Below are 21,066 nucleotides of genomic sequence, written 5' to 3' on the forward strand. Positions count from 1 at the left end.
GACGACGTAGCCGGGCGAAATGTCAGGCCTCACAATTCGAGTCGCTGTTTCGTCGGATAAGTGAGTGCTGTCGACACGAGGAGCCGAACACCATGACCGATCCGCACCTGCACGCGGTGATCGACGAACGCCGTCAGCTGATCAATCTCGCTTACCGCCTGATCGGCTCGCTGGCCGAAGCCGAGGATGTGGTGCAGGAGACCTACGTGCGCTGGTACGCGCTCTCCGAGCGACAGCGACAAGACGTAGTGACGCCTGGTGCCTGGTTGACGACAGTCGCCAGCCGCATCTGCCTCGACCTGCTCGGATCGGCGCGTGCCAGGCGGGAACAGTATGTGGGCGAATGGATTCCAGAGCCGATACCCGACCACTCCGAGTGGTTGGGTGGTCCCGCCCCTGGCGACCCCGCCGACCGGGTCACCCTCGACGAGTCGATCGGCATGGCCTTCCTGGTCGTGCTCGATTCCATGACGCCGGCCGAGCGAGTGGCGTTCGTCCTGCACGACGTCTTCCGCTACTCCTTCGCTGAGATCGTCGAGATCGTCGGCCGCACCCCCGCGGCATGCCGCCAGCTCGCCTCCAGCGCCCGCCGCCGCATCGATACCTCGCAGCGTCCGTCGAGCGCCCAGCGCGCCGACGTGGTCAGGGACTTCAAACGGGCCTGGGAAACAAGCGATATGGAGGCCCTGATCGGATTGCTCGACCCGACCACAATCGCGACCGCAGACAGCGGCGGTCTCGCTCCGGCCTTCCGCGACCCGATCACCGGCAGCGAACACATCGCCAGCGCCTGGATCGAAATCGCCACCCGCGGCCCCCAGGTAGCGCTGCTCGAGCGCACAGTAAACGGTCAGCCCGGCTTGGTCGCTCAGCTTCGTGACGCCGTCATCTCGGTCTACGCCTTCGACATCGTCGGCAACCGCATCACCCGCATCTGGGCAATCCGCAACCCGGAGAAACTGCGTCTCTGGACCACCGGCTGAACTGTGGCTGCGGAAACGTGACGGTCAGAAACCGCCGACGCAAAGCAGTCGAGAGCCTCCGAAGACTGAGTGCCACCCACGGCTGGTGTTGCTCAGACACCTCGAGTCGCTGGCCGTGACAAGCCACGCTATCGACGACAGATCTCCGAAATCGGTTGCGACCGCGGCAAGGACTGCCCGGAAATGGCTATATCTCCCGGCAAACCGACCTGATCGACGAGTTCGACGGCACCACTTTGTTCGCGGCACCCGCCGGCACAGCCCGACAAGTTGCCCGCGCCGGGATGGGGGCGGGGTCGTGGTCCGTGCACGATGAGGTGGTGTCACTCGTGGCGGAAGTCGCCGAGGTCAGTGGTCGGGTACATGCACCGTGATTTCCCCGCCAAGGTGATACCCCTCAGCCAATCGCAGGTTGTCGCCACTCCAAAATCTGCCCGGGTCATACCAATTCGGGCGTCTCTTCGGCAACAAGCCCATGGCCTCATACGTCATCGCGACGATCTCCGCGCAGTAGGCGTTCTCCAGACCGGCTTGATCGGATGCGCGCTCTTTCGACCGCTTCGGCACCGGCACCCGGCCCAGCAACCAGCGCCCCGCCAGCGCGCCGGTGGAAGGGAAGGGCATGCCGTCCAGCCTCGCCACCACCCGCAGCGCTGCATCCTCCATCTCGCTGGTCACCGGCCGATCCAACTGACGCATCCACGCCTGTTGCCCGTACTCCTGGCTCCATCGGATGACCGCAGCCCGCAAATCGTGTAGCTGGGCTCCGCGATGATGGCTACCCGACCAGATATCCGGCAGTGCCCGACCGAGCTCGGCATGCCATATCAGCGCTGGTAGGTCATCGATGACCACTGCCATGCCGACGTGGTTCACCGGACTGTTGGTCAATCCCCGTATCGCGCGATCGGCGCGAGAATGCCCGCGAAACAGCCATAGATCCCCCGTTCGCGTAAGCGCTACTGCTTCGTCCAAGCCGATACTCATCGGTGTTTCGCGTGACACAGCGACTAGCCTAGGCGCATGCGCTGGTGGAAGATATTGGGTCTGGCCGGGACCGCGGGTGTCGCGGCGACCGGGGTGGTCATCGTACGAGCCGAACGCAAACGTCGCGCCTACACCCCGGACCAGGTCCGCGAACGGCTGCACGCGCGCCTCGGCGATCAATCCAACCGACCGAACCTCACCACGCCAGTCGACGACGGCAAGTCCTGATCGAAGATCGTCGGGGGCATCCCCTATTCGAGGGTCGACAACGACCTGCCATCGGCACCGGGTCTGCGGCCGTTCGCGCCATGTCTTCGCTATTGGCCCTTCAACGCTCGATCGGCACGGTTGACGAAGGTCGCGGTCGTGAAAGTGCCGATGGCGAGGAGGACCATCAAAATCTTCGCGGGCCAAGGCCCTTCGATGATGGCGCCCACCGCTCCCAGCAGGACGAGGCCGCCCGTGGTGACCAACATCGTGGTCGCCCTGGTCGTTCCGTTGATCTCGCCACGCAGAATCCGCCGCGACGCCGTGAGCAGGCTGAGGGCGAGAATCCCGGGCAACAGCGCGACCACGCAGACGACGATCAGGTACTCAGGATTGACCAGCCCGGACACCACGAGTCCGACAGAGCAGGCCGCAAGCGCGAGACCCAGCGCGATTCCGGCGGATCCGGCAAGGCGGGTCAATCGCCGAACCGCGGGCTCGTTAGCGTAGGGCGACTGCACCCCCGCCTGCATCGCATCGATCTGAGACATTCGAAAACCCCCGTGTGACAGTTGAAATGGCGGGCGAAGACGGCTTTCCAGATCTCATGCCGACTGCCCGAATCCCCCGACCCGTAGGCTACCGCCCACCATCACCGCCAAACAACCCGGCACCGAATACATTGTCCGAGTGACCAACTCAGCACCGCTGGCGGATTCGCGGCCGCACGCCGAAGCCGCCCCACCCCGAACCGTCGCTCGCGCGATGGCCTCGGCCGTGGTTGTGCTCGTGCCACTATCGATAGTCGGCGCGGGTGTCATCGGCACGTTGTCGGGATGGTGGTGGAAGGAATTCAGCGTTCCGGTGGGGGCGGTGGCGGCATCGTTCTACGTCTATTCGATGCTGACCCCGATCACCGTGGCCATTGCAATAGCACTCGGCATCACTGTGCCCTGCTCGGCGCTGATTCACACCGAGGCGACACGTGGCCGCATTGCGGCAACCTGGGCCGCCTGCATCCTCGCTACGCTCGTCACCACCGCGTTGCTCTGGTGGGCAACCGCGTCAGCCACCTTGTTCATCTCGCTCCATACCGCGTCATGGGCAGGTGGTGTGAAATCCGAAGTCGCCGAACACTACCTGTGGCAGACACTCGACCTTTCCACGGTCCTCTGATCAGCCGTGCAGACTTCGGTGGTCGCCGGTTTCGTTGTGCTCGCACCCCTGGTCGTCGAACGCCGATGCGGCCCGGCCCAGCCCGCAACGAGAATCCGACGTGTGCGCATCAGTGCCACCGCGGTACTCATCGTCTTCGGCGCCGCCTACGCAGCGATCGCCGTCTACGAAGCGCGCGTCGCCCCTATCTCTTTTCGGTCTGAGCTAGCGTTCGTGCCGCCTCGGGCCCGGACTACAATCGGCAATTCCGCCCGCCCGAACTGCGCGCACCTGACATGTGAACGACACTCGAGCAGCCGGCCAAGCGCGACTCCTGATGATCCAGGCAGTCGCGGTAGATCGCGCAGATCTCGGGTTGGCCGTCGAGTCCGGATCTGCCTGCTGCTCGCGAACTCGCTCGGATTGCCGGCCTGTCGATGAAGCCTGGCTCAGCACTGTCGAACTCGCCGCACACCACCTCTAGCTGGGACCGCGTGAGTGACCCTCGGTCCCGCCTTCAACGAATTCAGCTCGGCCACCGCACGATTCCACACCACACCACAGATCTACCAGCACTACTCACCCGAGAGTCCTTGCAGTCCTAACTCATCGATGCCAACGCGAGCAGGATGATCGGTCCCAAAAGAATGAGTGCGACGGCGAGCAGAAATTCGACACGTTGGAACAGCGGCTTGCCCGGCTGCATGGGGATGCGCGGTCCGCCAGGAATCGGCGGCGGCAGTTTGGTGACCGTCGAGCGGGGGCCGAGATTGATCAGCATGGTGACGGGATTGATCACACCGGACAGGAAGCCCCACCAGCCGATCCACATGCTCTCGACCGTCATCCTGCGATAGGTCGCGAGTCCGCAATCGCGGCAGAACGGGCCGGGGGACTTCAGGAACTGCATGAAGATGATGAAGCCGCGATGCCCCCGAATATCCACCCGCGCCGCTGGTGTCGAACCGCAGTAGGCGCAGTAGACGCCATTGGCGGTAGACGCGAAATAGCCCGATGATTGTGGTGCCGACATGAATATTCCCCCGGTGCGATGATGTGGCCGTCCCTCGGTCGTGGTCCGACGGCAGTGTGCAGGCTAACGACTGTGCGAGACCCAGGCAAACCGGTCACACACACTGCTGGACGCGCCCGTCAGGCCAGAATTTCGCCGTGGCCGCAAGCCGGACGAACCGCCTCAGCGCTTGTCGGCAATGGCCGCCACGATGAGTTCCTCCCACACCGACAACTCATGATCAGGTGAAACGATCGGTGCCGAACCATCAGCGACTCCGAGGTCCCGATTCCAACGGGCCGCCGGGATCACACCGGGTTCCCGCACCGCGAGATCGCCGAACAAGGCGGTGATCTCGTCGTCGGTGCGCCAGCGACCACGCCCGAAAGTCGCCTGCAACTTCGCCTCGGCCTTGATGGTCTCGGCATTGTCACCGGAGCGGAAGTGAGAAATGAACACACTGCTGCCGACGGGCACCTGGTCAGCCCAGTACGCGACCACCGCCTGCGGGTCCTCGTCATCGTTGAGGTGGTGCAGGATCGCACTGAAGATCATCGCGATCGGCTTGTCGAAATCGATGAGCCGCGACACCTCGGGGTTGGCCCGGATGCTGGCGTATTCACGCACGTCGGCGTGGATGACGGTGGTGTTGTCGTTGGTCGCCAGCAGCGCACGCCCGTGCGCGAGCACGATCGGGTCGTAGTCGATGTAGACCACACGTGCGTCGGGATTGATCCCCTGCGCGATCTGATGCACGTTGTCGGCGGTGGGCAGGCCACTGCCGAAATCGAGGAACTGGGTCAGCCCGGCTTCGGCCATGGTGCGCACGGCGCGGATCAGGGCCTGGCGGTTGGTGAACGCGATGGCCACCGATCCGGGCAGATCCACCTTGAAGTGGTCACCGATCGCGCGATCCACTTCGTAGTTGTCCTTGCCACCGAGAATGTAGTCGTAGACCCGGGCAATGCTCGGCTTCGACTGATCGATCACATTCGCGTTGTCGCCCATCGTCATCGACCCCTCATGCTGTGCTGGTATCTGCCGCCGTCCATCGTAGGAGAACTCCGGCGTGTCGGCGCGGCTTCGGTGCGTAGCACGCGCGAAATCGACTCGGGGCGTGGCGGTTCCGTGATGCGGTGGTCGGCCACGGAGTCCGGTCGTCACCTCGCAATCGCAGCGCCGGTCCGTCCGAAGTCTGCGTCGGACTTGCGTTTACGACAACCTGTCCCACGCTGTCGGGGCAAACCGGTTCGCCCGCCGGGTCTGGCAGTGCAGCCGAATCCGAATACCCGGCCAAGAGTCCGAGGAGTGACGCGTGGGACATCGTGGGCCTGGGCAAGCGATGCCTGGGGCAGGTTCACAGCTGGCCCGCTGGACTGTCAAACGATGGGCGAGCGAAGGTTTCGACGCCGACTATTGCTGAGGTCAGGCTTGATACTCTCGATTCGGCCGTGGCGCAGGGCACGGCGTGCGGGGATCAGGGGGCGAAGTTGCGCAGGTTGGCTACTGCTGGAGTTGTCGTTGCGGCATTGAGCATTTCAGCATGTGCGAGCGCCACGGAGCAGCGGGACTATCCCACCCCAGTCCCCACATCATCATCGCCGCCTACTACGACCACCACGACTGTGAACCGACCCGCCGCGTGGTCGATAGAATTCGATGTCGGCGCAGCAGAGGTTGCCGTGCTGGGAGACGTGGTCATCACTCCCCGCAAGACCTCGTTCATCGCGGTGGACCGCGCCTCCGGCCGCGAGCGGTGGCGACGAGATCAGAAGGTCACCGGCGGAGCGGGATTCGAATATCGGATCAGCGGCGAGCTGGTCGTGCTCTCCGAGCGTCGAGCCGCATCCAGTGACCCGACCTTGTTCGAAGTGATCGAGGCAGCCACCGGCCGCACCCTGTGGCAGGACAGTGCGAATTACCTGAGCGTCTATGGTGACGCGGTGTACCAGACCGACTGCACAGCACTGGGTACGCCCGACGTGCAGTGCACCACGATGCGACATGAAATCGGCGATGGAAAGGCGTCGTGGCCGCGCCCCGCGAGCGGCACACTCGGTCACGACGTGATCGGAACCTGGCACCAGCAGGCTCCACCGGAATCGGAATATCTGCCTATTTGGTTGGGGCCATCGAACGCCGGTCCCACAGATCGACCATGGGCCTCGGTAGCGACCGCCACCGGTGAGGTTCTCCCCGGACGCGGCGCCCATCACGCTTGGTACACCTTCAGCGTTGGTGAACTGCTCGTCAACACTGACCACGACAGGACTGAGCACCTCTGCGAAGTTGCCCTGGAGGCAATCAACGGCTCGACCGGAACGCGACAGTGGTCGGCATCTGTACACGGTGGCCGACGCAAGGAGAACGACGATTGCCAGAAAAGGCTGAGCGGGTCGGAGCTCGGCCAGATGATCGGCAATGGCTCGAGGATAGCGGCCGTCACCGCCGACGGAACTCCTCAACTGTTTGATCTGGCAACGGGTTCCACGGTCTGGGCGGCCACCGATCGCGGCACTCCCCTCGACGGTGACGACCGATCGCTGCTGGTCAGTGAATTCGCTGACCAGGGCACCTTGTCACTACTGGATATCGGGACCGGAAAGAAGAAGTGGTCGGTACCCGATCCGGGCTTCGACCCCTACCCGAGCCAACGTACGACGTTTCTGGTCGGTGATCGAGTTGTCGTGGGCGGCCGAATTCCGATCGGCGAATTCGCCGGCCGACCGACCACGATCATCTACGACCGCGAAACGGGTCGGGAAATCGATCGATATGTCGGCTGGGTCCAAGGCGCGGGTGCTGACTGGCTGGCACTGCTGGTGAGCGAGGGCGGCGGGTCCGACGAACTCCAGTTCCATCGCTGATCACAGAGGAAGTTGCGGGCGCGGATTACGGTGAGTCTGCGATCCGGCCGACAGACTTCGCACCGACGCTCCACCGGATCTCCTTGCGCGCATTTCTACGATTTACCCACGAACCCTCGATACGTGTATCACCTATCGGTATTCCCGGATCGGCGACGAAGTGGCCGGCGAGAGGGTCGGACGGCCGAGTCGCTCGGCCGCCGAGATGCTGATCCGGGGCAGAAACGACCCTAATGATTCAGTCGTGGTCGTCATCGCGATGGCTTGACTGCGGTTGAATCGAGCATCACCCTTGAAAGGCAGAGTCTATAATCCAGCGCTCTATTAGAGGAGACGATGGAGCTATGTCCAGCAAAAATCTATCTGAAGAGCCTCAATCGGAACGAGGAGCCAAAGGTTCGCGAGATACCGGGTCGGATACGCCCGGCGGAGGAACGGCCGATCGCCCGGCCGGCACATTCGACCAAGAAGAAGTCACCTCGACTCGCGACCACAACCCGGCGGAAGACAACATCGGCGGGACCGGGACGCGCCCTCCGGAAGACGCGGAACCGGCCATACCTCCCTATGAAGGCCGCCGAACAAGCGCCGAAGGAAGAATTACGAGCACCAGTGCGGGCGAAGGGACCGGCGCTAATACTGCGGGCGCTGTACACCCGGTGACCGACTCGAAGTTCAAAGCACCTGCCCCCGATAGCACCCCCGGGGGCGCCACCACCTCCCCCGCTGACGAGCAACCCGCATCGCGGGCCTCGGAAACCGAGGCCACGGAAGAGGGCGTAGAGGAGGGCCATCACAGCGGCGTACGCAGCGCGGAGGACCGGCCGCGCGAATCCAGGTCGCAGTGACACCGCGTTCGACGACGGGGAACACTTGATCGCTCGACTCGCCGTCGGTCCGAACCAACGGGAGGCGGCCAGGCTCGGGGCTGGTTGTCCGGGGCCAGTCGGGCGACTCCGCATCGGCGTTTCGCCTAACTGCCGACTACACCACGTGACGCCGACTCTGAGACCGATAGCCCGTGTCGAGGTGGACGAGACACTGCCAGGCTGGCGGCTTTCGCGCACCAGGCAGGACCGTCGGCGCCCACCATCGTGCGGTTTCAACGGAACAGCAGGTCGCTCAGCGCCCGGGCCAACCACTGCTCGTAACGCTGGATGCTCCAGCCGAGGCGGCCGGTCAGCTTGTCGTAATTCTCGGTGGAGACCAGCAACCACAGATTCACGATGATTTCGTCGGGTTCGATATCGGAACGCAGCCAGCCTCGACCGGCCAGCAGTTCGACCGCACTGCCGAGATTCGACCTGATCAACGCCTGAACCTGCGCCAGTTCGGCATCCACTTCCGGGTCGTCCGCGGCCGCTGACACGAACGCGCGCCACACGCCCACCGTGCGCGAGGCAAGCCCGGTCAGCAGTCGTGCCGCCGCCAGCGCGAATTCGTCGGGGGTCGAGGCTGCCCGGAGATCATCGGCTTCGGGTGCCGCGAGCACGGGCTCATCGACATCGCGGCCGAAACTGAGAATCCGCACGGCCGCCGCCAGCAAACTGCGCTTTCGGCCTTGAACTCGGACGGTCTCCACCGCCACCCCCGCCGACTGTGCGATCTGGCGCAACGACGTGCGCCCGTAGCCCTGGGCGGCGAAGAGTTCAGCGGCCGCAGCTATCACCATCTGGCGCGTGACCGCCGCCTGCCGAGCACGTAGCGGTGAAACGTATTGCGGCTCAGACACCATATCCCTTCGACAAAGGTTCACTAGTACGTTGTACTGGTCAATACTATCGCATGCCAGTCGACTGCCATCGAAGGAAGATTCATCATGGCTCGCTACCTCATCGCCAGCGTCCCTATCCACGGGCACGTCACTCCACTGCTCGGAATCGCCGCCGAACTCACCCGGCGCGGAGATCAGGTGCAGTTCCTGACCGGCGCGCGATTCGCCGATGCTGTCACGCACAGCGCAAGCGAATTCATCGCGCTACCAGCCGAAGCCGACTATGACGACCGGCTCCTCGGCGCGGCGAACAGCGACCGACCGACCGGAATCGCCGGACTGCGCCATGACGTCGCGCAGAACTTTCTCCGGCCCGCCCGTGCGCAATACGACGCCCTGCGCGCTCTACTGCTGGCTGCTGAAACCCCGCCCGACGCGGTACTGGTCGACCCGACCTTCGTCGGCGCCATGCTGCTGAGCGGACATCCGCGCCACAGTCGACCTCCGGTGATCGTCGCGGGAATGCTGCCCCTGCCGGTCTCCTCGGCGGCGGTGCCCCCGTTCGGGCTCGGGCTCCAGCCATGGCGCGGGCCGCTCAACCGCGTGCGCAACACAGTCCTGCGCGCGGTGGTCGAGAAGTGGATCTTCGCCCCGGTGCAAGCCGACGTCGACGCGTTGTTCCGCTCTGTCCACGGACGTGCTGCCGAAGCTTTTGTCATCAATTGGATGAGCAAGGCCGACGCGGTCGTCCAATTGTCCGTGCCGGGTTTCGAATATCCGCGCCCCGATCTCGCAGTGCCCGTGCATTTCGCCGGTCCGGTCATCACTTCCACGGACGGGGTCCTTCCGCCGTGGTGGGACGAGCTCGGCACGACTCGGCCGGTGGTGCTGGTCACCCAGGGAACCATCGCCAACGAGGACTTCGACGAACTCGTGAAACCCACCATCGAGGCCCTCGCGACCGAGGATGTTCTCGTCGTGGTCACCACGGGCGGGCGACCGATCGAACAACTCGGCGAGCTGCCGGACAATGTTCGGGCGGCGCAATTCCTCCCGTACGACCGACTCTTCCCGCGGCTGGACCTGCTGGTGACCAACGGCGGATACGGCGGTGTCCAGTACGCGCTCGCGCACGGCGTGCCGATCGTCATCGCCGGAGACACCGAGGACAAACCCGAGGTCGCCGCCCGAGTGTCCTGGTCGGGCAGCGGCATCAATCTGCGCACCGGCCGACCGAGCGCCACCGCGGTGCGCCGTGCCGTGCGCAAAGCGCTGGCCTCGCCGCGATATCGGGAGGCGGCCGCCGTGCTGGCCGGACAGATCAGTGCCGCACGGGGTATCGATGAACTCATAGACACCGTCGCCGTCACTTCCGCCGCACGAGTCTCCTAGGCACGCGGTCTCTCGACCGATCACGAGCCGAGCACACCGATTCGCCCGAATCATCCTCATGCACAAGGCTGTTCGCAGCAACGGTCCAGGCCCGACAACTGAACCAGTTCATCGACACTTGTTTACTGGTCGCGGTTTGCCCGGATGAGGCGCTGATCGGCGCCAAATACCCTTTGCCGTTGCATTTGGATTCTCCTCACCCTCGACACCCCGTCGGATCGCCTCGACCGAACGATCCGGCGGGTTCGGGCCGGCGGCGCCGACAACCACGGCCAGCGGCAGGCCGAAGACGAACCGTCCCGCTCTGCGGGCGCAAGCGTTCTCCAGCCGCGTCATCGCGCGCCACCATCGCCGCTCCCCCGTGACATCTCAACGCCCGAGTGATCGTGCCGTTCTCGAAGTCGTTGTAGCAGCCGTCGCACTCCCCCGCGACGAGTTCGCCGACGCTACCCGAGAACCCCAGCCCAGCCGTGTCGCCGCAAGCGGCGACACCCACCGCGCGAGCAGGGACTACCCAGGGCAGCTCGTTGCTTAGCGCAAGTAATGTAATGTATAGTTGCATTCTGCAAGTAAATATTCTCGTCTGGGAGTAGTCATGGCAGTGTCACCCGATACGGCTCAGAGCCTGATCAGAGAGCTCTTTTTCATGGGCCGGGCCATCCGCGCTGCCCTGTCGCATCCGGACGAAGGGGACCTGCTTCCCGGCGGTATCGGCGTGCTGGGCTCGCTCGAGGCCAGAGGTCCGTGCCGGCAGGTGGATCTCGCTGTGGACTTGTGCATCAGCCCATCGACACTGAGCAGGCATGTCGCCGAGCTGGTGCGCTCAGGCAACATCGCACGTCACGCCGATCCCAGCGATGGCCGGGCCACTCTCATCCAGATCACCGACGAAGGAAGCGATCTGCTCCGGCGCGTCCGAATATCGCGGGCACGGGGATTGCAGACCGCTCTTGCCCACTGGAGCGAGGACGAAGCCGAACAGGCCACCTCGGTTGTTCTGAAGCTCAGGAATTCACTGGCCACGGTTGCGCCCCACACCGCGGTGGGCGCGCGCCGGCCGGATTCGACAGAAAGTCAGGAAGCGGATGTCTAATTCAGTCGAGGCGGGGACGCGGCGGGCCCCGGACGCGATGACCCATCGTCAAATCCTGGAAGCCATGACCGGGCTGCTGGCGGCGCTGTTCACAGCACTGCTCAGCACCACGATCGTGGCGACCGCGCTGCCCACGATCATCGGCGACCTGGACGGGTCGCAGACCGCATACGCCTGGGTCATCACCACAGCCCTGTTGGCCAACGCCGCGTCCACCCCGATCTGGGGCAAGTTCGCCGATCTGTTCAACAAGAAGCTGTTGGTCCAGTCGGCCATCGTCATCTTCGTCATCGGTTCGGTGATCGCGGGCTTCGCGGGCAATGTGCCCATGCTGTTGGCGGCACGAGTCATCCAGGGCATCGGCATGGGCGGATTGACCGCGCTCGTCGTCGCGATCATCGGTTCCATCGTCTCGCCGCGTGAACGCGGACGCTATTCCGGCTACATGGGTGCCGTGATGGCGGTGTCGATGTCGGGTGGACCCATCCTCGGCGGCGTCATCGTCGACAGTCCGCTCGGCTGGCGCTGGTGCTTCTTCGTCTGTGTGCCCCTGGCCGTGATCGCCCTGGCGCTGCTGCAGCGGACCCTGCGGCTGCCGACCGAACGCAAGGAGGGGGTGTCGATCGACTGGCTCGGTGCCGCTCTGATGACGGCCGGTGTGTCGGTGCTGCTCATCTGGGTGTCGTTCGCGGGGAAGGCGGATTACTACGCGTGGTTCTCCCGTGAATCGGCCCTGTATGTGGGCGTGGGCGTATTGCTGCTGCTCGCGACCCTGCTGGTCGAATCCCGAGCCAAGTCGCCGATCATCCCGCTGTCGATCGTCACCGAGCGCACCACCGGTCTGGCGATCATCGCCTCGATCGCGGTCGGAATCGGCATGTTCGGCGCGACCACCTTCCTCGGCCAGTACTTCCAGACCGCGCGCGGATACTCACCGACGGTGGCCGGTGTGCTGACCATCCCGATGGTTTTCGGCATGCTCGTCGCGTCGACCGGTTCGGGACAGCTGATCACCCGGTTCGGAAAATGGAAGGCGTTCGTCGTCACCGGCGGTGCGCTGTTGGTGGTCGGTTTCGGGCTGCTCTCGACGATCGATCACGCCACCAACCTGTGGCTGGTCGGCACCTACATCGCCGTTGTCGGGCTCGGTGTCGGCATGATGATGCAGAACCTGGTGCTGGCCGTGCAGAACACCGTGAGCGTGCACAACATCGGCGCGGCATCGAGCAGCGTCGCGTTCTTCCGCACGTTCGGTGGCGCGATCGGTGTCTCGGTGCTGGGGTCGGCGCTGGCTACCCGTGTGAGCGAACTGTCGACCGAAGGTTTCGCGAAAATCGGTGTGACGACCAGTTCCTCCGGCGGCAGCACCCTGAACCTGCACGGCATACCCGCACCGATAGCGACGATCGTGCGCGCCTCCTACGGCGATGCCACCGGTCGGATCTTCCTCATCGCCGCGGGGGCGGCGGTCGTCGCCCTCCTCGCGACCGCGTGGCTTCCGAACCGTCCGCTGCGCAGCACGATCGATATCGATCCGGCCCTCGACCCGACAGCGAAAGAATCTGCCTCGCAAGATAATCCGGCCGAAGATGACAGAATGGCGGCGCTGGATGCCGAATTGGCCGGACTCGCGGAGTCGAGGTGGGAAGAAGACCCGGTCTGGGAAGGCGCCGAGCGAGTGTTGTCCGAGTCGGAGCTGGTATCGACTGCTTCGGCCGGACGGCATGCGCCGGCAGATCAGAACGGCCGTCGGGCGTACCAGGTCGATGCGTCGTCGCAGTCCGCTCCGCCCACCGGCGAGTTGTCCGGGTCGGGCCTCGGCGGTGGAGCGGTGGACGGTCACGTCCGCCGCGAGGATGGTCATCCGTTGCCGGGTGCGGTGTTGACGTTGATCGATCAGAGTGGCCGTCAGGTCGCGCGGGCGAGCAGTGCCGCTGATGGTGGTTATGCGATCAGTGCGCCGGAGTCGGGTTCTCACGTGTTGATCGTGTCGGCGACGGGGCACCAGCCGGCCGCGGTCAATGTGTCGGTCGCTCAGCGGACCCAGCGGATGGATCTGACCTTGGTGGGTTCCGGTGAGTTGTCGGGTGTCGTCCGTACCGCTGCCCACGGGTCGCCGTTGTCGGGTGCGACCGTCACCTTGACCGATATGCGTGGCGAGGTGGTCGGGGCCGCGGTCACGGGCGGCGACGGCACCTACCTGTGCCACGGCGTGGTGTCGGGTCTCTACACCTTGGTCGCGGCCGCTGAGCACATGCGTCCCAGCGCGACCACATTGACGGTGCCCGACAGTGGCGTATTGCGTCATGACATCGAGTTGACCGCGATGGCGGTGCTCGCCGGATCGGCGCGGGCCGACAGCGGGCGGGCGGTGGCGGACGTGTTGGTCACTGTGCTCGATGCCGCGGGTGAGGTGACCGCGTCGGTGCGCACCGATGAGAACGGTCGCTACCTCGTGACTGATCTTCTCGAGGGGCAATACACCGTGGTTGCTCGTGGTTATCCGCCGGTGACCGGGCAGGTCACCGTGACCGGTGGCGAGGCCGCCTACGACGTGCGGCTCGATTACGAGCTCGGGGATCGTTGATGAGTGGGCTGACCGGTCGTGTTCGCACGGCGGAGGGGTGGCCGGTGCCGGACGCGGTGTTGACGGTGACGGATATGACGGGCCGCCAGATCGCCCGTTCGGTTGTCGACGAAACCGGAGCGGTGAGCACCGGCCTGTTGCCCGCGGGTATTCATACCGCGGTGCTCACCGCTGTCGGGTTCGAGCCGGTGGCGCGGATCGCGCAGATCTCTTCTACGGGGACGGGCGTGCTCGGTGAGGTGGTGTTGGTGCCGGCGGTGGGGGCAGTGGCGTTGCCCTCGCCGGGGCCGTGGACGATCGATCCGGCACATTCGACGGTGATCGCCACCGCGCGTCATCTGGGAATCGCGAGTATCAAAGCCCGATTCGCCGAGGTGAGTGGGCGACTCGATATCGCTGAGTCGTTCGAGCGGTCCACCGGGCACGCGGAGATCGAGGCGGCGGGTATCGATACCGGTATCTCGATGCGTGACAACCACCTGCGCTCGCCGGAGTTCTTGGACGTCGACCGGTATCCGATGATCACTTTCACCGGTCACGGGTTTCGTCGTACCGGGGGTGACACCTGGGTGATGCCGGGTGGGCTGGCCATGCACGGGCAGCGCCGCTCGGTCGATCTCGAGGTGGCCTTCGGTGGGTTCGGGCCGGATCCGTGGGGTGGTGTACGCGCCGCGTTCCACGCCGAAACACTGTTGCACCGCAACGACTTCGCGATCGACTACAACGCGATTGTGCGCACGGGAGTGGCCGCCGTCGGCACGACGGTCAAAATTGAACTCGACATCGAAGTCGTACAAGGCGAGCAGCTACCGGCAATCTAGCGGGTCGCCCACGCTGAGCCCCGCCGGTCGCGTAGACGGCATCGTTGGATAGCCGACCCAGACGAGACGATGCGGACCGAACGGGTCGTGATTCTCGTTTTCAGCGCCGCCGCGCAGCGGGCAACAGCTCCTGCGCACGTAACTGTTGTCGTCGGGGTTGACCGTGACACCGGGTGCGACCACATCGTCGATCCGATCCAGCACGTCACCGGCAGGGACAGGTCGGCGGCGGGCAGATAGGTCTGCAACTGCTCCATCGTGCCATCCCGTACCGCTGCACCCAGGCAGCACATCCTCCTCGACGCCACGCACCAGGATCGAGTACGGCGGCTGCTCGGTCACGAACCGTGCCAGATTGCGATCATACAAACCCCATTGCGCCTCAACACTTTTCGATCCCGAGTAGGACGACGAACCGATGTAGCGCACCTTACCGTCGCGCACAAGGTCGCTCAGCGCCGCCAAGGTGATGCTTGCCGTGGCATTGCTCGGCGCTTTGGTGCTGCCCCTGCCCGCCGAACGCGCCATCCGTTCCCGCCCCACCAGCTCCATCGTCGAAGTGGTGGCGCGCTGAAGACGGTAGTCCAACGGTTCGGGGGAACATTTACCGAAGCGATCGCAGTCGGGCACCTTTCGGGTCGGGGAAGAGCGTCTCTTCTACTTCGGCCGACGCTTACTCGACACCGACACGCCCCCAAATGCCGGTCGGCGCTCGCTCACTGCTTGCGCTGAGTTGGACGCTCGAAGCAGTCTCCGGTGCCGCGTTCTCATCCGCAGTGGCAGCTCGGTATCGGGTCAGCCTTCGGTCGAAATCATTCGCCGCTCCCTGTGGCCGGCTGCTCTCGGGATTCCGCGTCCGGCGGGCCGACGATCAGCTTTTCCAGGCCGGAGGTCTGGTCGGAGTACCTGCGGATGGCGAGCACCGCGACGAATTCGTTGGCGCCCACCCACTGATGGAGGGAACTCCAATGGTTGGCGAGAAACCAGCCCGCTCCCGCGGCGCCCCGAGGCGCGAGACCGGCGCAGAGGAACCAGTATCGACCGGGATGTAGGCCGGGGTTCGGCCGGATCCGGGCGAGGAAGCCGATGTGGCGCTTGCCATTGGAGTCGTACCGGGTGCCGTCGCTCAGCTCGAGGTGTTCGACGACAGCCCCGATTGTCGAATTGGTTGTCGACACCGTGAACAACCGCCGGGTGGTACCTCCCGGGGGTGGAGGCACGGTGCCGAGCCCGAAACCGATGTACGCGCGGTCGGTGTAGGCGGCGGCCTCCCTGTCGCCGCAGAAATCCACGCGGATACCGGTGCGGTGCTGCAGGAGTGCGGAAACGTAGAGCAGCCCTCGGAGGTCGTCCTCCGGGACGACGACCGCCGCGTCGCGCCGGGTGGGATACACCAGCGTCACACCTTGGGTGACCATATCCGCGCCAAGGAATGCTTCCAGCCCGCTGTCGACCGGTGCGGACGGATGGAAAGCGCGCTCGTCCGCCGAGGGGGAATCGACAATCTGGAACAGTCTCTCGATGGTCCAGCCGGGAAACATTCGTTGCAGGACCCGACGATGATAGTCTCGGGGCAGCCCGACCATACGGCCCGACAACCATTGGTAGTACTGCGCTTTCGCCGGGCCGTATCCCGGTGGGACCGGGGGATCCAGTTGCGCGGCACATCTGTCATAGGCGACCATAAAATCCGAATGACTCTTGAGCTGTCGTTCTGCCAGCAGCATTTTCAGCATAGTCTGCACCGAAAGTTCCTCCCCCCTGTGAATCCACCTCCATGAATGCCCCGCCGCTCGCGGTCCGACGAGCGACGTGCCACCCGGTCGTCACCGACGGCCGGACCAGCGCCGCCTCAGATGTGGCTGTAGGCAGCGCCGGTACCCGTGCAGGGGAGAGCGACGGCGGTGCGCTGCGTGGCCGACTCGATGGTGAACGGGGTTGCGGTGCTACCGAATCGCGTCCTGGTCGGCCACCCGAAGTCGGTACCGGTGATCGTGACGCTCGCGGCGCCGGTGGCCGGACCCGAGGTCGGCGCAGGGGCGGTGGTGGCAGACATGGCGATGCCTCCTTTTCGTGATGATGACGATTTCCCCGAACCGAGGGGTGCTTGTCGATGAAGCTGCCCCCGGTACTTCCATTAACACACCGCACCGACACACAGGCAATGCATTCACGTTCCGTTTTTGTCTGTTTTCTGATCGCTGCCGGAAAGTCGTCGGCGCGGCGAGATCACGTCCCGCCCGGCATTGCCTCAGGGGCGGTTCGTGACACGGCGTCGCTAGGCATAGGTGTGCTGTGACGACCGTCGTCAGGTCAGCAGAAGGCCGCCGATCCTGTTGTCGCCCAGTACTATCGCGGCTTCGGCAGGCTCCGTGCCGTGTAGGGCCAACCCAGATCCCCGGAAGCATCGGGCCATGCGTTCAGGCGTTGCCCGATGCGCCTTCCTCGGTCTCGAATCTGGGCCAAGACTTCGAACCCCCGCGGTCCGAGACGGGAATGTCGGGACCTTCCGCGTCCAGTAGGGCGATGGTGTCGCGGCGACCGGCCCAGAAGATCCGACCGTTGTCGAACTGCTGGAACGCCTCGCCGCCCGCGAGCAGCTGCTCGTCGCGGACGGGCCAGCCGAACCGACCGCTCTCGAAACCAGTGCGGTTCCAGCGTTCGCGGATCACACCGTGGATCCACACCGTTTGGTGACCGTCGCGGAAGTACAGGGCACCGCCCTGGAAACCTTGGACAAGGCCGCCCGGCAGCTCCGTCGACGCGGTGATCGGGTAACCGAGCGGGCCGTTCTCCCAATCCAACTCGGCGAATTTCGCGAACAGCTGTGTGGGGATCGCGTACGCGCCGGTGGATGGATGCCAGTAGGCATAGCCGAACTCGAACTTCGCGAACCGACCGACGCCGTCCCGGGTCGGCTCCTCCCCCACAGTGATCCGCGTGCCGAGCCATGGTGCGGTGGCGGCGACGACGTCGATGGCGGGCAGAGGAGGCGGCCCGGCGGGAGCACCCCTCGCAAATTCCCTTACATAGGAATCGAATTCGCGCCACGGGAAGTTGTAGCCGACGTCGGTATGGGTTCCGATGCCGAGGCATTCCGTCACGTACTTGTGATCGGAAATGCCGTCGCGGTGGGCGTACGGCGGCGCGATCACGTCCGTGCTGAACCGGTACTTCTTCGCATCGGCGACCGCCAGCCAGGCGGCGATCCGGATATCGTCCTCTATCGCGAGCCACTCGGCCTTGGTCCAGCTCGCGCGGCTGCCCGCGAAGCACAGGTTGATCGTGTGACTATTGGCATCGAGCACCGACCACGACGCGAAGTCGGTGTCGACCACGTCACAGACGATCCGATCTCTGAGCGTGTAGTGGTAGGACACGCCGTTGGCACCGTTGCCGAGATAGGCGGCCAGCGATTCAGCAGTGCCGTTGCCTTCCTGGGTGTGTAGCAGGAAGTTCGTGATGCGCGCTCCCCACCGCTGAGAACGGGAATTGCCGAGCCGATCGAGCTCGGTGTAGATCGGTTTGCTCATTGCTGCTCTGCTCCTCAATCTTCGCGCGGATCGCTGGTGACCAGACCCGCGCACACTCCGGATTTCGAACCTGTCCCGAGGCGATACCGCGCGATGCGAGTCCGCCACCTATCGTTTCGAGCTGCTCGACATCGATGTCGGCAGCATCCGAGCAGCAATCCGGTAAGGGCGTTTGCCCCGCGGTGAATAGTCGTCGAAAGTGGACATCTCACCTCCTCATCGAGTGAAGTGCGACCCTCGTAGAATTGCTGTTTCGATCGGCCCTGTCGCTAGATGGTCAGCCACCCAAAACTTGGGCTGGATCAAAACCGCAACGGAGCATCGCTAATTCCCCGCAACGAACCTCTCAACCGCGGTTTCCGTGGCGACGCAAATTCGGCGGAGTACAACGGTTTGTCTCTCGTGAATGATTTTCAGGAATTACTACCTGCACCCAACAAGCATCAATCAAGGGTGGACAGACCAGCGGCTGGTACACCTGAAAGGCCCTGGGCCGCATACCGAAGAGCACGCGGCCAGGGTCCTGTCCTTTCAGTGAATCATCGACTCAGGGGAGAGCGATGGTGTCGGTGTCGAGGGTGATTGCGCCGTTGAGGGCCAGGATCCTCCCGTCCACGGTGGTGCCGCCGGTCACGGTGACCGAGGTGAAGGCCAGAAGGGTGCCGACGAAGTCGGTGTTGGCCCCCAGCGTTGCCGAGCTACCGACCTGCCAGAACACGTTGTCCGCCGTGGCACCGTTGATGAGGGTCACGGCGCTGTTGGCCCCGGTGATCAGAGTCGTTGCGGCCTGGAAGATGAACACCGCGTTCGAATTTCCTTGCCCGTCGAGGGTGACGGTGCCGGTGAGACCGATCCCCGCGACCGCGTTGTACACCCCGGAGGTCAGGGTTTGTCCCCCGAGATCAGTGGTGATGATTGAGGTGGGTAACCGTCCCGCCGCGTCGAGGTAGGCCGATTGCAGATCGGTGTGAGCCTGCGCCGCGGTCGCATCCCCGGCGTGGATCGTTCCGCTGGTCACCGTTCCCGGCGGGAATCCGGTGATCGCGGTTCCCGGGCTGACGCCCAGGTCACCGGTGATTGCTGTGGCTCCGGTGTTGGTGACCGTCGCGGCACCCAGCACTGCGAACGACGAGGCGGTGCCGAGGTTGACCGGCAGCAGACCCGAAACGTAGGTGAACGCGAGACCGTTGCTGGTTCCGCCGGGGGTGGTGACGGTGACCTGCACACTCCCCGCAGCATGGGCTGGGGCGAGGACGGTGATCTGGGTGGAGGAGTTGACAGTGAACAGGGTCGCCGGTGTCCCGCCGAAACTTACTGCGGTGGCGCCGGTCAAGCCTGTGCCGGTGAGGACTACTACTGTCCCACCGCTGGGCGGGCCCGAGCTCGGAACGACGCTGATCAAGGTGGGCACCGCGATATAGGTGAACGCGACGCCGTTACTGGTCCCGCCGGGAGCGGTGACAGTGACCTGCGCCGCCCCCGCCGCATGGGCAGGGGTCACCGCCGTGATCTGCGTCGAGGAGTTGACCGTGAACGAGGTTGCCGGTGTTCCACCGAAACTCACCGCCGTGACTCCGGTCAGGTTCGTCCCGGTGAGCACGACGGTCGTCCCACCGGCCGCCGATCCCGAACTCGGATTGACGCTGGTCAAGGTAGGAGCGGGGACCCCATAGGTGTAGGGCACCGGGTTGCTCGTGCCGTCCAGCAGAACCTTCACGGTGACGTTCACCGTGCCGGTTCCGGGCGGGACGATGGCCGTGAGTTGCGTATTGGAGTCGATCGTGAATGTCGTTGCCGTCGAACCGAACAGGACACTGATCGGACCGACGTTGGCGAATCCGGAGCCGGTGATTACTACGGAATTGAAACCCGCTGGAGGCCCGAAAGAGGGGTTCAGCGAGGTGATTACAGGTGCCATTTTCTTACTTTCCGAGTAGAAGGAATTTCGTACAGCGGCACGGCTTTGTCCGTTTGATTTACCGCTGATACCATTACCTCTCTCGGGGAGGCACTTCGGCAATGAAATCCCAGTCTGTTTTCGTCCGGTATCGTCCATTTCGAGTCGATCGTCAGCTATTTCTGATCTTGTTGTGCAGACAGTGGGCACTGAAATTCCGGACCTCGCACCCGATCTGCAGATCGAAGCAGCACCGATTGCGGCCGGCGGCATCGACATCTGTTCCTGTACAGAGATTTACAGCTCGCCCCTCGTCCCCGAAGGTGGCCTCGCCTGGCAACTTCGTAGTGTCGCACTTCGTCGCCGATGGCCGGACCATGTAAACGTAGCGATGGAAGCCATGACCGGCACTGCGGCTGATCCCCTTCCTCGCGCCTGCACGGTGGGTTCGCCGGTGAGGATCGCCTCGGACCGCGAGGGAAGCCTGTTCGATTCGGCCTGGGTCAGGTCGCTGCGGCGGGACGCGGCATCGCCTTGGCGGCAGCAACACTCGTCCGCGATCGCGCGCCGTCCCCGACAGCGCCATCGAGATCGGCGGTCAGCGTGCCGAGGCATCCGCCATTCGCGCGATCATGCAGGGTCGCGAGGCCGCCGAGCGCCGACGCCAAGGTCCCGCCGTCGCCGCTTGGGCCGTCGAATCCGACGCCAAGCTCACCTGTCACGTTCTTCGGCATCCCCCGCGTACTTCGGGAACGCACCGAAATTCCATAGCGATATCGCGACCGAACTCGAAGCGTGGAGCTTGGCCGCCACCACAT

At 64.5% G+C, this 21,066-nt stretch carries 19 protein-coding genes and 1 pseudogene; 9 read left to right on the forward strand and 11 right to left on the reverse strand.

What is annotated here, in order from left to right; genetic code table 11:
- Window positions 1–92 precede the first annotated feature (92 nt).
- The gene (gene sigJ / locus IBJ82_RS33125; protein WP_194829924.1) at window positions 93–983 is read left to right on the forward strand and encodes an RNA polymerase sigma factor SigJ; all 891 of its coding nucleotides are present in this window, start codon (window positions 93–95) and stop codon (window positions 981–983) included.
- A 348-nt stretch (window positions 984–1,331) separates the two neighbouring features.
- On the opposite strand, the gene IBJ82_RS33130 is transcribed toward sigJ, so the two are convergent.
- Complete coding sequence (locus tag IBJ82_RS33130) at window positions 1,332–1,970, reverse strand: hypothetical protein (protein WP_194829956.1); 639 nt, start codon at window positions 1,968–1,970, stop codon at window positions 1,332–1,334.
- Between the two features lie 36 nt (window positions 1,971–2,006).
- Here IBJ82_RS33130 and IBJ82_RS33135 point away from each other — a divergent pair, with 36 nt between their 5' ends.
- The gene (locus tag IBJ82_RS33135) at window positions 2,007–2,198 is read left to right on the forward strand and encodes a hypothetical protein (protein WP_194829925.1); all 192 of its coding nucleotides are present in this window, start codon (window positions 2,007–2,009) and stop codon (window positions 2,196–2,198) included.
- A gap of 89 nt (window positions 2,199–2,287) precedes the next feature.
- On the opposite strand, the gene IBJ82_RS33140 is transcribed toward IBJ82_RS33135, so the two are convergent.
- Window positions 2,288–2,728, reverse strand: coding sequence for a hypothetical protein (locus tag IBJ82_RS33140; protein WP_194829926.1), 441 nt, complete (start codon window positions 2,726–2,728; stop codon window positions 2,288–2,290).
- A 139-nt stretch (window positions 2,729–2,867) separates the two neighbouring features.
- Between IBJ82_RS33140 and IBJ82_RS33145 the strand changes: the two genes are divergently transcribed.
- On the forward strand, window positions 2,868–3,353 hold the full coding sequence (locus IBJ82_RS33145; RefSeq protein ID WP_194829927.1) for a hypothetical protein: 486 nt from the start codon (window positions 2,868–2,870) through the stop codon (window positions 3,351–3,353).
- 580 nt (window positions 3,354–3,933) lie between these two features.
- Here the strand turns inward: IBJ82_RS33145 and IBJ82_RS33150 are convergent.
- Together IBJ82_RS33150 and IBJ82_RS33155 are read right to left on the reverse strand one after the other, a co-directional pair.
- Complete coding sequence (locus IBJ82_RS33150; protein WP_194829928.1) at window positions 3,934–4,365, reverse strand: hypothetical protein; 432 nt, start codon at window positions 4,363–4,365, stop codon at window positions 3,934–3,936.
- Window positions 4,366–4,527: 162 nt separating this feature from the next.
- Window positions 4,528–5,358 carry an SAM-dependent methyltransferase gene (locus IBJ82_RS33155; protein ID WP_228538039.1) on the reverse strand — a complete coding sequence of 277 codons (831 nt, stop codon included), beginning with the start codon at window positions 5,356–5,358 and terminating at the stop codon, window positions 4,528–4,530.
- Between the two features lie 611 nt (window positions 5,359–5,969).
- On the opposite strand from IBJ82_RS33155, the gene IBJ82_RS33160 reads away from it, so the two are divergent.
- A complete protein-coding gene (locus IBJ82_RS33160; RefSeq protein ID WP_370585587.1) occupies window positions 5,970–7,211 on the forward strand; it encodes a PQQ-binding-like beta-propeller repeat protein in 1,242 nt (413 codons plus the stop codon).
- 1,102 nt (window positions 7,212–8,313) lie between these two features.
- Here IBJ82_RS33160 and IBJ82_RS33165 read toward each other — a convergent pair.
- Window positions 8,314–8,883 (reverse strand): TetR family transcriptional regulator, encoded by a 570-nt coding sequence (locus IBJ82_RS33165; protein WP_194829930.1) that lies wholly within the window; start codon window positions 8,881–8,883, stop codon window positions 8,314–8,316.
- Between the two features lie 147 nt (window positions 8,884–9,030).
- Between IBJ82_RS33165 and IBJ82_RS33170 the strand changes: the two genes are divergently transcribed.
- The 5 genes and pseudogenes from IBJ82_RS33170 to IBJ82_RS33185 all read left to right on the forward strand — a co-directional run bounded on the left by IBJ82_RS33170 (window position 9,031) and on the right by IBJ82_RS33185 (window position 14,818).
- Complete coding sequence (locus tag IBJ82_RS33170; protein ID WP_194829931.1) at window positions 9,031–10,317, forward strand: glycosyltransferase; 1,287 nt, start codon at window positions 9,031–9,033, stop codon at window positions 10,315–10,317.
- Window positions 10,318–10,912: 595 nt separating this feature from the next.
- Window positions 10,913–11,410 carry a MarR family winged helix-turn-helix transcriptional regulator gene (locus IBJ82_RS33175; RefSeq protein WP_194829932.1) on the forward strand — a complete coding sequence of 166 codons (498 nt, stop codon included), beginning with the start codon at window positions 10,913–10,915 and terminating at the stop codon, window positions 11,408–11,410.
- A 37-nt stretch (window positions 11,411–11,447) separates the two neighbouring features.
- Window positions 11,448–12,959: pseudogene (locus IBJ82_RS34975) on the forward strand (MDR family MFS transporter); the annotation flags it as partial.
- A gap of 48 nt (window positions 12,960–13,007) precedes the next feature.
- On the forward strand, window positions 13,008–13,997 hold the full coding sequence (locus IBJ82_RS34980; protein WP_228538048.1) for a collagen binding domain-containing protein: 990 nt from the start codon (window positions 13,008–13,010) through the stop codon (window positions 13,995–13,997).
- Window positions 13,997–14,818, forward strand: coding sequence for a YceI family protein (locus tag IBJ82_RS33185; RefSeq protein WP_194829934.1), 822 nt, complete (start codon window positions 13,997–13,999; stop codon window positions 14,816–14,818). Before IBJ82_RS34980 ends, IBJ82_RS33185 begins: the two co-directional genes overlap by 1 nt.
- Here the strand turns inward: IBJ82_RS33185 and IBJ82_RS33190 are convergent.
- From IBJ82_RS33190 to IBJ82_RS33215, 6 genes are all read right to left on the reverse strand, one after another.
- Window positions 14,804–15,406: an aldo/keto reductase gene (locus tag IBJ82_RS33190; protein WP_228538041.1), complete on the reverse strand. Its 603-nt coding sequence runs from the start codon at window positions 15,404–15,406 to the stop codon at window positions 14,804–14,806. The two genes, IBJ82_RS33185 and IBJ82_RS33190, sit on opposite strands and share 15 nt — an antisense overlap.
- A gap of 224 nt (window positions 15,407–15,630) precedes the next feature.
- Window positions 15,631–16,563: a hypothetical protein gene (locus tag IBJ82_RS33195; RefSeq protein ID WP_194829935.1), complete on the reverse strand. Its 933-nt coding sequence runs from the start codon at window positions 16,561–16,563 to the stop codon at window positions 15,631–15,633.
- Between the two features lie 107 nt (window positions 16,564–16,670).
- The gene (locus IBJ82_RS33200; RefSeq protein ID WP_194829936.1) at window positions 16,671–16,874 is read right to left on the reverse strand and encodes an IPT/TIG domain-containing protein; all 204 of its coding nucleotides are present in this window, start codon (window positions 16,872–16,874) and stop codon (window positions 16,671–16,673) included.
- 364 nt (window positions 16,875–17,238) lie between these two features.
- Entirely contained in the window at window positions 17,239–18,351 is a 1,113-nt protein-coding gene (locus IBJ82_RS33205) for an N-acetylmuramoyl-L-alanine amidase (RefSeq protein ID WP_194829937.1), read from the reverse strand.
- Window positions 18,352–18,898: 547 nt separating this feature from the next.
- Window positions 18,899–20,269, reverse strand: a complete 1,371-nt coding sequence (locus IBJ82_RS33210) for an ice-binding family protein (protein WP_194829938.1) — start codon at window positions 20,267–20,269, stop codon at window positions 18,899–18,901.
- Between the two features lie 482 nt (window positions 20,270–20,751).
- Window positions 20,752–20,982 (reverse strand): hypothetical protein, encoded by a 231-nt coding sequence (locus IBJ82_RS33215; RefSeq protein ID WP_194829939.1) that lies wholly within the window; start codon window positions 20,980–20,982, stop codon window positions 20,752–20,754.
- Window positions 20,983–21,066: the final 84 nt, after the last annotated feature.

Origin of the sequence: Nocardia sp. XZ_19_231 (assembly GCF_015355705.1) — a bacterium.
In the GTDB taxonomy this organism is placed as follows: domain Bacteria; phylum Actinomycetota; class Actinomycetes; order Mycobacteriales; family Mycobacteriaceae; genus Nocardia; species Nocardia salmonicida.

Excerpts from the sequence above, each read along its gene's own strand:
- IBJ82_RS33130 (WP_194829956.1), bottom strand. The coding sequence starts at position 1,970 with ATGAGTATCGGCTTGGACGAAGCAGTAGCGCTTACGCGAACGGGGGAT.
- IBJ82_RS33165 (WP_194829930.1), bottom strand. The coding sequence starts at position 8,883 with ATGGTGATAGCTGCGGCCGCTGAACTCTTCGCCGCCCAGGGCTACGGG.
- IBJ82_RS33210 (WP_194829938.1), bottom strand. The coding sequence starts at position 20,269 with ATGGCACCTGTAATCACCTCGCTGAACCCCTCTTTCGGGCCTCCAGCG.
- IBJ82_RS33215 (WP_194829939.1), bottom strand. The coding sequence starts at position 20,982 with ATGCCGAAGAACGTGACAGGTGAGCTTGGCGTCGGATTCGACGGCCCA.
- IBJ82_RS34980 (WP_228538048.1), top strand. The coding sequence starts at position 13,008 with ATGGCGGCGCTGGATGCCGAATTGGCCGGACTCGCGGAGTCGAGGTGG.
- IBJ82_RS33135 (WP_194829925.1), top strand. The coding sequence starts at position 2,007 with ATGCGCTGGTGGAAGATATTGGGTCTGGCCGGGACCGCGGGTGTCGCG.
- IBJ82_RS33170 (WP_194829931.1), top strand. The coding sequence starts at position 9,031 with ATGGCTCGCTACCTCATCGCCAGCGTCCCTATCCACGGGCACGTCACT.
- IBJ82_RS33150 (WP_194829928.1), bottom strand. The coding sequence starts at position 4,365 with ATGTCGGCACCACAATCATCGGGCTATTTCGCGTCTACCGCCAATGGC.
- IBJ82_RS33205 (WP_194829937.1), bottom strand. The coding sequence starts at position 18,351 with ATGAGCAAACCGATCTACACCGAGCTCGATCGGCTCGGCAATTCCCGT.
- IBJ82_RS33155 (WP_228538039.1), bottom strand. The coding sequence starts at position 5,358 with ATGACGATGGGCGACAACGCGAATGTGATCGATCAGTCGAAGCCGAGC.
- IBJ82_RS33140 (WP_194829926.1), bottom strand. The coding sequence starts at position 2,728 with ATGTCTCAGATCGATGCGATGCAGGCGGGGGTGCAGTCGCCCTACGCT.
- IBJ82_RS33185 (WP_194829934.1), top strand. The coding sequence starts at position 13,997 with ATGAGTGGGCTGACCGGTCGTGTTCGCACGGCGGAGGGGTGGCCGGTG.
- IBJ82_RS33200 (WP_194829936.1), bottom strand. The coding sequence starts at position 16,874 with ATGTCTGCCACCACCGCCCCTGCGCCGACCTCGGGTCCGGCCACCGGC.
- IBJ82_RS33175 (WP_194829932.1), top strand. The coding sequence starts at position 10,913 with ATGGCAGTGTCACCCGATACGGCTCAGAGCCTGATCAGAGAGCTCTTT.
- sigJ (WP_194829924.1), top strand. The coding sequence starts at position 93 with ATGACCGATCCGCACCTGCACGCGGTGATCGACGAACGCCGTCAGCTG.